General features: G+C 66.7%; 4 protein-coding genes. 1 reads left to right on the top strand and 3 read right to left on the bottom strand.

Features of this window, described 5'->3' with window-relative positions; translation table 11 throughout:
* The 3 genes from VM221_01670 to VM221_01660 form a co-directional block, all read right to left on the bottom strand.
* On the bottom strand, positions 1-2,600 hold a 2,600-nt coding region (locus VM221_01670; GenBank protein ID HUT73525.1), incomplete at its 3' end, for a VCBS repeat-containing protein.
* Positions 2,601-2,686: 86 nt separating this feature from the next.
* Complete coding sequence (locus VM221_01665; GenBank protein ID HUT73524.1) at positions 2,687-6,148, bottom strand: FG-GAP-like repeat-containing protein; 3,462 nt, start codon at positions 6,146-6,148, stop codon at positions 2,687-2,689.
* A gap of 416 nt (positions 6,149-6,564) precedes the next feature.
* Positions 6,565-8,646, bottom strand: coding sequence for a recombinase family protein (locus VM221_01660; GenBank protein ID HUT73523.1), 2,082 nt, complete (start codon positions 8,644-8,646; stop codon positions 6,565-6,567).
* Positions 8,647-8,835: 189 nt separating this feature from the next.
* Between VM221_01660 and VM221_01655 the strand changes: the two genes are divergently transcribed.
* The coding region (locus tag VM221_01655; protein ID HUT73522.1) for an IS110 family transposase at positions 8,836-9,798 on the top strand (963 nt) is incomplete at its 3' end.

Genomic DNA, 9,798 nt, shown 5'->3' with positions numbered 1-9,798 from the left:
TGCCAGTGCTTGGGAACGCGCGCCATCTGCTGGTCGAACCTCGTCCAGGCAACCTCGCCCGCGAGGTTGCCCTTTTCGTCCACCGGCACCCCCGGCAGTGACGGGCCCATGATCACCGACGTCCCGTGGTCAATCATGTTCTGCAAGGCCTGGTCCGAGCTCGCGTTCAGTTGCGCCCAGTTCATCAACTGGTACTTGTCCGTGGGCAGGCTCACCGGCCACACCTCGATCTCGATGGGCACCTCGCGGAAGGTCAGATTATCCTTCTCCGCCACCGTCCCCAGGTACAGGGTGACTCTGTGGGCGCCCGGCTCCAGCCCGTGGGTCTTCACCGTCAGCCACAACTGGGCGACCTCGCCCGGAACCAGCTCGATCACCCCCGAGCGGTCGAGGTCCGGCAGCACGTCATACACTATGTCGCTGAATGTTGCGCCGGCGACCGGCAGCACCCGCTGCAAGGTCACGTGTTCGGCCAGCTCCGGTGATTCATTGGGCGCCGAGCCGCCTGCGCGCGCGGGTCGTTGGAAGGTGCATCTCACGTAGATGGCCTTCGCCGTGGTGTTCAAGAGGTTGAGCGCGAGGTTCTCGAACTCGTTGCCGTACGCGGTGACCTTCACCAGCCGCTCCGATGGCAGCGGCTCGTCCACGCCGGCGGCGTACTGGTGTTTCACCACCGGCCAGGTCTGGAGATCCGCAGGAATCGCCCGCGGGTCAAGCGCATCCCACGGGTTGGGGTCCTGCCAAACCACGAAGGCGCCCGTGTCCCCCCCGGACCATAGACCGCCCAGCGCCGTCGCCAGTTCGAGCAGCTCTCGCGCCTGTTGGCGCAGCGCGCCGGCGGCGGTCGCGATCTCGGTGTTCGCAGCGCCGGCCTGCTTCATCTCCTTGACCGACCGCTCCTGCGCCCGCAGCACCAGCAGGTCGGCCCCCAGGCCAATGGACTCGGCGCCGGCCGCTCTCCCCGCCGCCACCGCTCCGTTCACCGCCTTCTCCACCCCCACATCATCACAGAACTCCGGCGCTTCCGTCCTCACCGTCGCGGTGGCCACGAACACCGGCTTCGTCTCGCCGTTGACCAGGAGCCTGACGCTGATGTCGAATGCCCCCCCGGCAGCCAGGAAACAGTTGACCTGCGCCGACGTCGCGCCAGGCTTCACGTCGTGGATGACGACCTCGCGTTTGCCGCTCGCCGCCACCGCCGTCAGCTCGATGAAGGCGCCCTCCGGCGCCGGCTGCTGCCACGTCACCAACCACGTGTTATCGCCCCAATACGCTCTGCCCGCGTTGATCGCGGCTTGGCCGGAGCGGTTCATCTTCGGCGTTGGCGCCGGCGAACCACCGGCGACGCTGGGATCGGCCCCGGTCATGGCGGAGTTGCCTCGCAGCGACGGCCACCCCACGCGCCCACCCGCGCCCCAGGTCAGGCAAACCAGCCGATCCGGAGACTGCATGCTCGCCATCAGCTCCAGCTTGCCGTCGCCGTCCAGGTCACCCACCGCCGGTGAGGCGTTCGCTCCCCCGGTAACGCCGGGGGCCGGCCTCACGCTGCCGTCCGAACTAATCATCCGCAGCCCCGCCCCGCTGCTGATCTCCTGGGTCATGCGTTGACCGACGACGACTTCCAGTTGCCCGTCACCGTCGAGGTCCGCCACCGCCGGCGCCCAGAAGATTCCGTGGCCCTCGAAGGTGGCCATCCAGCGGCGGGTGCCGTCATGGTTTTCGCAGTAGACATTTCCGGCTTTGTCGACGTGGAAGGTCTCCAGCTTGCCGTCGCCATCCAGGTCCACCGTGGCGTTGGATACGTAGCCATGCGCGAGGTCCTGGGTGCGCCACATGAAACGGCCGTTACGGTCAATGGCGATCAGGCACGGATACCGGTTCACGTCGCTGCGGGTGATGAGGACCTCAATCTTGCCGTCGCCATCCAGGTCCGCCAGGTTGGGCCCGGAGCGATCATAGGGCGCTACTTCCTGGAAGCGCCACTTGACCAGCCCGTGCCCGGTCAGGCAGTACACGTGCGTGGTTTGGGTGCCGTAAACGATCTCGGGTGCGCCGTCGCCATCAAGGTCACCCACCGCCGGGGGCCCCGCGGCGGACCGATCCCCGCAAAAGCGCCACAGGACCTCGCCCCGGGCGCTGAGGCAGTACAACCACCCGTCATGCAGCCCGAATAGCACCTCCCGCCCCGGCGCAGGGTGCACGTCGGCCACCACCGCGAGCTTGAAGTCCCCACTCGGCGAACCGGTACGGTATCGCCATCTCTCTTTTCCCTCGCGGCTGAGGCACACCACGTCACCCTGAGAGAGCACCACGATCAGCTCCACCGCCCCATCACCATCCACGTCTGCAACCGTGACCGGGGTGGCGATGTCGCCGTCGAGCGTGGTTTCCATCACCACCGACCCGTCTCCGTTGAGAACCATCACCTGCCGCCCGCTCGCGACCGCCACCCCGGTGGGCCGCGCCGCGCTCGGGTACAGAGTCGGCGTGGAGAACGATAAATCCGATTCACGAACCCACTTGACCGTCTGCGCCCAGGCGCCGGCCATCATGCTAGTGGCAAGCAACGACGCCATCACCAACTGGAATGCTCTTCTCATTACCCGTTCACCTCATTTCGCGCGTCCATCCGCGCTCATGCGCCACCCGGACCGCCCGGTGATCCTGATCGTGCGCCGCGGGTCCGCTACCGCCGCCGCAGCCTGATAGTCTGCTCGGCGATCTTGGCGCGATAGTCCATGAGTACATCGAAATCTATCTCGCTGCCGTAATCGCCGGTCGCCCAAACCCTTTCATCCGCGTGCTTCGGCTGACTGCCGATGATGGCCTCCACGGCTTCGTCACTCAGGGCCTGGGCCGCGTCAGCCTCAGCCGTACGGCCGGAGGCGCGTGCCTTCTCGATTTCCTCGCGCAAGACGTATAGCGCTCGCCAGTCCTCGACCCCGTCGCGCACGGCCTCCCACCGGCGCGAGCTGACGACCTCATCGTCGCTTTGGTACACCGCTCCGTAGGGCGTGTCCTCCAGCGGCCACCACATGTCGAGGTCCTTGTAGACCCAGAACCCGGACCCCGTCGCCCCGAAATACCAGGCCAGCCAGGGGCGCGTCCGATAGTGCCCCAAGGGCAGCAGGTCTTGCGCCGGTCCGGCAGCTTCATAGAACCAAAACATCTTTGCGTTCTCCTGGAACCATTTCACCAGCTCCCGGTCATGTTTCAGGACGTCAACCTGCGGCTGCCAGATGTCAATCAGGTCCTTGAACTCCTCTATATACTCAATGCGCACCAAGTTCGACGGATCGGCGTAGTTGCGCACATTGGGGTCGGCCCGCTTGGTCAGCGTGCAGAACTGGCGGAATGGCGGAATGTTGGTGAAGCCCACGATCCACGGCTCGTCAACGGGGTAGAAGGCCCACCGGTCGTAGCCGACGCCCATTGACTGCAGATGCTTCACCATCTCCCCGATCGCGGTCTTGACGCCGTTGAAGTAGAGCTCGCTCTCGGCGGGCGCCGCGACGCCCTTGGGGAAGATGGGGGTCGGATAGCGCCCCCACAGGAACTGCCAGTGCTTGGGAACGCGCGCCACTTGCTGGTCGAACCTCGTCCAGTCAACCTCGCCGGCGAGGTTCCCTCGCTCATCAACCGGTACCCGCGGCAGTGACGAGCCGTAGATCACCGACATCCCGTGGTCAATCATGTTCTGCAAGGCCTGGTCCGAGGCCGCGTCCAGGTGCACCCCGTTCATCAACTGGTACTTGTCCGTCGGTAGGCTCACCGGCCACACTTGGATCTCGATGGGCACCTCGCGGAAGGTGAGACTATCCTTCTCCGCCACCGTCCCCAGGTACAGCGTGAGCCGGTGGGCGCCCGGTTCCAGCCCCTGGGTCGTCAGCGTCAGCCATAGTTGGGCCACCTCACGCGGGGCCAGCTCGATCACGCCCGAGCGGTCGAGCTCCGGCAGCGCGTCATACGCTATGTCGATGAAGGCGCCGGCCACCGGCAGCAACCGCTGCAAGGTCACGTGTTGGGCCAGCTCCGGCGATGGCCGGGGCTTCGAGCCGCCTGCGCGCGCGGGTCGTTGAAAGGTGCATCTCACGTAGATGGCCTTCGCCGTGGTGTTCAAGAGGTTGAGCGCGAGGTTCTCGAACTCGTTGCCGTACGCGGTGACCTTCACCGGCCGCTCCGATGGCAGCGGCTCGTCCACGTCGGCGGCGTACTGGTGCTTCACCACCGGCCAGGTCTGGAGATCCTCGGGAATCGCCCGCGGGTCGAACGTATCCCACGGGTTGGGGTCCTGCCACACCGCGAAGGCGCCCGTGTCGCCCCCCGACCACAGACCGCCCAGCGCCGTCGCCAGCTTGATCAGCTCTCGCGCCCGCTGGCGCAGCGCGCTGGCGGCGGTCGCGATCTCGGTGTTCGCAGCGCCGGCCTGCCTCATTTCATTAACCGACCGCTCCTGCGCGCGCAGCAGCAGCAGGTCGGCCCCCAGGCCGATGGACTCGGCACCCGCCGCTCTGCCCGCCGCTACGGCCCCGTTCACCGCCTGCTCCACCCCGGCATCATCACAGAACTCCGGCGCCTCCGTCCGCACCGTCGCGGTGGCCGCGAACACCGGCTCCGTCTCGCCGTTGACCAGGAGCCTGGCGCTGATGTCGAATGCCCCCCCGGCAGCCAGGAAACAGTTGACCTGCGCCGACGTCGCGCCTTGCTTCAGATTCTGGATGACGACCTCGCGTTTTCCGCTTGCCGCCACCGCCGTCAGCTCGATGAAGGCGCCCTCCGGCGCCGGCTGCCGCCACGTCACCAGCCATGTGTTGTCACCCCAATACGCTCTGCCCGCGCCGATCGCGGCCTGGCCCGACCGGATCATCTTCGCCGCCGGCGCCGGCGAACCAGGGGCCACGCTCGGGTCGGCCCCGGTCATGGCGGAGTTGCCCCGCAGCGACGGCCACCCCACGCGCCCGCCCGCGCCCCAGGTCAGGCAAACCAGCCGATCGGGATACTGCATGCTCGCCACCAGCTCCAGCTTGCCGTCGCCGTCCAGGTCACCCACCGCCGGCGAGGCGTTCGCTCCCCCGGTAACGCCGGGGGCGGGCCTCACGCTGCCGTCCGAGCCGATAACCTGCAGCCCCGCCGCGGACCCGCCGGACATGCGCTGGCCAACGACGACTTCCAGTTGCCCGTCGCCGTCGAGGTCCGCCACCGCCGGCGCCCAGAGAATGCCGTAGTTCTCAAGGGGAACCGTCCAGCGGCGGGTGCCGTCGTGGTTCTCGCAATACACGTTTCCGACTTTATCGGCATGCAATATCTCCAGCTTGCCGTCGCCATCCAGGTCCACCGTGGCATTGGATACGTATCCGTGCGCGATGTCCTGGGTGCGCCAGATCAATCGGCCCTTAGGGTCAATGGCGATCAGGCACGGATACCGGTTCACGTCGCTGCGGGTGATGAGGACCTCGACCTTGCCGTCGCCATCCAGGTCCGCCAGGTTGGGCCCGGAGCGATCATAGGGCGCTACTTCCTCGAAGCGCCACTTGACCAGCCCGTGCCCGGTCAGGCAGTACACGTGCGTGGCTTCGGTGCCGTAGATAATCTCGGGTGCGCCATCGCCATCAAGGTCACCCACCGCCGGGGGCCCTGCGAGGGAGCGATCCCCGTAGAAGCGCCACAGGAGCTCACCCCGGGCGCTGAGGCAGTACAACCACCCGTCCTGCAGTCCGACTATCACCTCCCGGCCCGGCGCGGGGTGCACGTCGGCCACCACCGGCAGCTTGAACTCCCCACGCGTCGAACCGGTGCGGTATCGCCACCTCTCTTTTCCCTCGCGGCTCAGGCACACGACGTCACCATGAGCGAGCACCACGATCAGCTCCACCGCCCCATCGCCATCCACGTCTGCAACCGTGACCGGGGTGGCGATGTCGCCATCGAGCGTGGTTTCCATCACCACCGACCCGTCTCCGTTGAGAACCATCACTTGCCGCCCGTTCGCGATCGCCACCCCGGTGGGCCGCGCCGCGTTGGGGTACAGGGTCGGCGTGGAGAACGATGAATCCGATTCACGAACCCACTTGACCGTCTGCGCCCAGGCGCCCGCCATCATGCTGGTGGCGAGCAACGACGCCATCGCTACCTGGAATGCTCTTCTCATTACCCATTCACCCTGATTTCGCGCGTCCATGCGCGCTCATGCGCGCACGGCGGCACCACATGATTTGTCTCCGCATTACCTTCGCCCGGAGCACGGGCCTATCCTGCTTGCAGCAGTAGGAGTGAACGTGGCCGTAGGATAGCTGGTCTTGCACGGGGTGGCGGCGATGGCAAGACGATGCTAACGCGACTCCGATTCCCGCCCGGTGGTCAGTCGCGAGCCGTCCGTCTCATCGCGTCCCATAACCTTGCTTAGGGCTCACGTCGGCGGCTTCGCGGGCGCGCTTTCACCATAACCGGATGGGTATGTGGTCGAGATCCCGCATGTAGGGTGCATCTGTGACAGAGTGCGTCCGTCCGGCGTGACGGTTGCCCGGGGGCTGCATTACCTACTCGCGGGTTGGAAGCGGGTGACGGCTAGTGGGCTGCCTGGGCGAGCCGACCGCGATTCGAACCAGCGACCTTGGCCTTCTTGGCGCCCGACACGACGCGCAGGTGCCGGGGTTTGGGGCGCTCGCCAGGCCGCAAATCACGCTCAAAACCGAGTTTGAATGGGATTTCGCGCGTCCACGGGTAGGGCCTTGTCTTCTTTTCCGCTACGAAGCGGGCCCCCGCTACCATGATTACAGAAGACGTGCCGTCACCGGCGGCACGTCTTTTCTCATGGTATCGGGTGTCACCCGATCCGCTACTACCAGAAGACATCTGCTGGGCAGCGTCCCCGTGCAAGCCTCCCGGCGACGGGCCGGCCCCCTCGTCATCGTGCCCCGCGTTCGGCACCAGCAGGAAGTGCGCCTTGCCGGTTTGCGATGCGGGGTCGTAGTCGATGCCGCGCAGGAAGGCGCGAACCAGCGTCCGCTTCTCCTCGATGGTGCCGATCTCAACCAAGCGGTCAAAGCTCCGGGCTAGGGCCAGAGCATGGTCAACCAGCAGCGCCGCCTGCTGCTCTCGATCCTGCTGCTGGCCCAACGCCGCCTCGCGGCGCTCCAGTTCCACCATCTCGTCCCTGAGCTTCTCGATGCGCCGGTCCACCCACTCGCGGTTGGTAGGGGTGATGTTGTCGAGCAGGTTGTTGATGATAGCCTCGATGTCGGCGCGGCGCTGGCGAACCTGGGCCGCCTCCGAACCGTCAGACCGTCCCGCGCCAGCTACCTCCTGCTCAATCATCTTGCGCAGCTTCTTGTCGCCGCCGTTATCCAGGTGCTCGTGGACGATGCCGCCAATCTGCTCCATCACCCAGCCCTCGATCAGCTCCTGGGATATGACCGAGCGCTCGCAGCAGGAGTTGCCCTTGCTGACATAGCCGCTGCAGGCGTAGTAGCGGGTCTTGACCTGGGAGCCGTCATTGCGCTTGCGCCCCTTGCGCGTGGCATAGCCGTGCCAGTTGTGCCCGCAGCGCTGGCAGCGGATGAGGCCACTCAGCAGGTAAGACGACGTGGCGCCGCGCCCGCCGCGGTAGTTGTGGCAGCCCGAGCGCTCACGCCTGACGGCGCGCTTACGCTGCGCCTCCTCGAACAGCGACCTGGGAATGAGCGCGGGATGGGCGTCACGAACGACCACCCAGTCATCAGGCCGGTTCTGCTCGGGGCCGGTGCCGGGGATACCCTTGCGCGCCACCGCATGGCCGTTCTGAATGCGGTGGAACTTGGCGAAGGTGAGGCGGTTCCAGACGAGGTCACCGACGTAGGCGGGATTGAGAAGCATGTCCCGAATCGAGGTCATCGCCCACTTGTCGCCGTGATGGGATGACCACGAGCCAGCGCGAGGGGAGGGGAGGCCCTGCTGGTTCAGCCGGTCGGCGATGCCCTTGAAGCCCAGACCGTCGTGGACATACCAGTTGAATATTCTCCGCACCACCTCCACTCGCTGCGGCTCGCCCGGCACCAGGCGGCAGTGATCGCGCTTGCTGAAGGTCAGGGACTCCCCTCGCGGCACCTCGCGGGTCACCTTGCCATCCTCGTCCAGCACCAGCTTGGAGCAGTCGGGCTGGTAGCGCACGGTCATCAGGAACTGGCCATCACCGGAGAAGTAGGCCAGGTCGTAGCCATAGGGAGGGGTGCCGCCGTTCCACCAGCCCTCGGCGCTGCGGCTCAGCAGGCCCCGGATGGTTACCCGCGAGAGGTCCTTGCACTCCTGGCGCGCCTGCCACTGCTTGACCGGGCGCAGCAGGTCATCGGTGTCATCGCCATTGAAGCCCTCGGAGACATAGACAATCTCGACGCCGGCCCGCCGCAGTTGGAAGCGGTAGTAGCCGGCCTCGTCATTGTCCAGGCGTCCGAATCGCTTGATGTCGTACACGAGCACGAACTTGAAGGGGCAGTCGCTGGCTGCGGCGTCCTCGATCAGCCGCAGGAAGGATTTGCGCTGGTCGGCGGTGGTGCCGGAGATGGCATCGAATCGGCTATGGTAAGTGGCGGAGGTTGCAGATGAACCGAGCGCTTGCCAAGGGGCCTGCCTTGCGCTAGCCTGGTGAGGCAGGGGGCCGGGGTATGGCTTCACTCGTATTGCGTCCCGACGAGTCGGGATCGCTCCCGTCGAATCGCCGCCCCGGCCCACTCCCTCCCGCCTGCCTGATCGGCCGTTTGCGCCCCGATCGCTCGGGGTCGCTGAGAGAGTCGTGGACTGACGGGTGGGCCTGCTCATCGCTTCGGCTGCGCTCAGCGCAAGTCTATCACATGGGAGGTGACCGTGGAACCGCAAATCTGGTGGGTGGGCATTGATGTAGGCCGTTTCTTTCACGCCCTGTGCGCCGTGAATGGTGCCGGTGAGGTGGTTTGGCAGCGCAAGCGCGTCCCCAACACCACCGCCGCCATGCGCCGCGCCCTGGACGAACTCCGTGTCTGCGCAGGCGCCTGCACCGTGCGCTTCGCCTCCGAGGAAGCCGGCGGCAACGCGCGCGCCCTCATGCGCTTGCTGGCGCAGCGCGAGGAGACCGTCTACCTCGCCCAGCCCCTGCGCGTGCACCGCTTCCACCTCGCGCTGGGCCAGCCCCATAAGTCCGATCCCTATGACGCCCAGGTCATCGCTCAGTTCGCGCGCCAGAATCATGCCGCGCTCCCCCGTGTGCGCCCCATGGAACCACAGCTCGAGGCCCTGCGCGTGCTCTCCCGGCGCCTGGAAGCGGTCTCCAGGGACCTGCGCCGCTGCCTCAACCGCCTGCGCGCCACCCTCGCCGAATATGCCCCGGAGTGGCTGGTGTGCTCCGTGTTCTCGGACTGGTCAACCGAGGCCGCCCTGGGCACCCTGCAGCGTTACGCGCGCATCTCCAAGCTGCGCCGCACCCCTCTGGGGCGCCTGGCCCAGGCCCTCAGCCGCTGGACCCGCGGCCGCTTCGGCGCCGATCACGCGAGCGCCCTGCAGCAGGCATTCGCCGAGGTCTGCTTGCCTCCTGCGGTGGAAGACGCCTATGTCCAGGCGCTGGAGTCACTGCTGCGCCAGATCCGCACCCTGCTGGCCGAGAAGCGCTGCTTGCTGGCGCTGCAGGCCGAGTTCGGCTATGGCCCCGAGACCGCCGCCATCATCGTCTCCGAGGCCGGCGCGGTGGCGGACTTCCCCACCGAGCCCAAGTTCGCCACCTACTGCGGGGTGACTCCCATCAAGCGCCAGTCCGGGCTCTCGGCGGGCTCGGCGCACCTGTCGCGCTTCACCAAC

Source organism: Armatimonadota bacterium, assembly GCA_035527535.1.
Classification (GTDB): Bacteria; Armatimonadota; Hebobacteria.
Note: the sequence above shows the minus strand (reverse complement) of the source record. Positions and strands in the feature narration are given on the sequence as shown.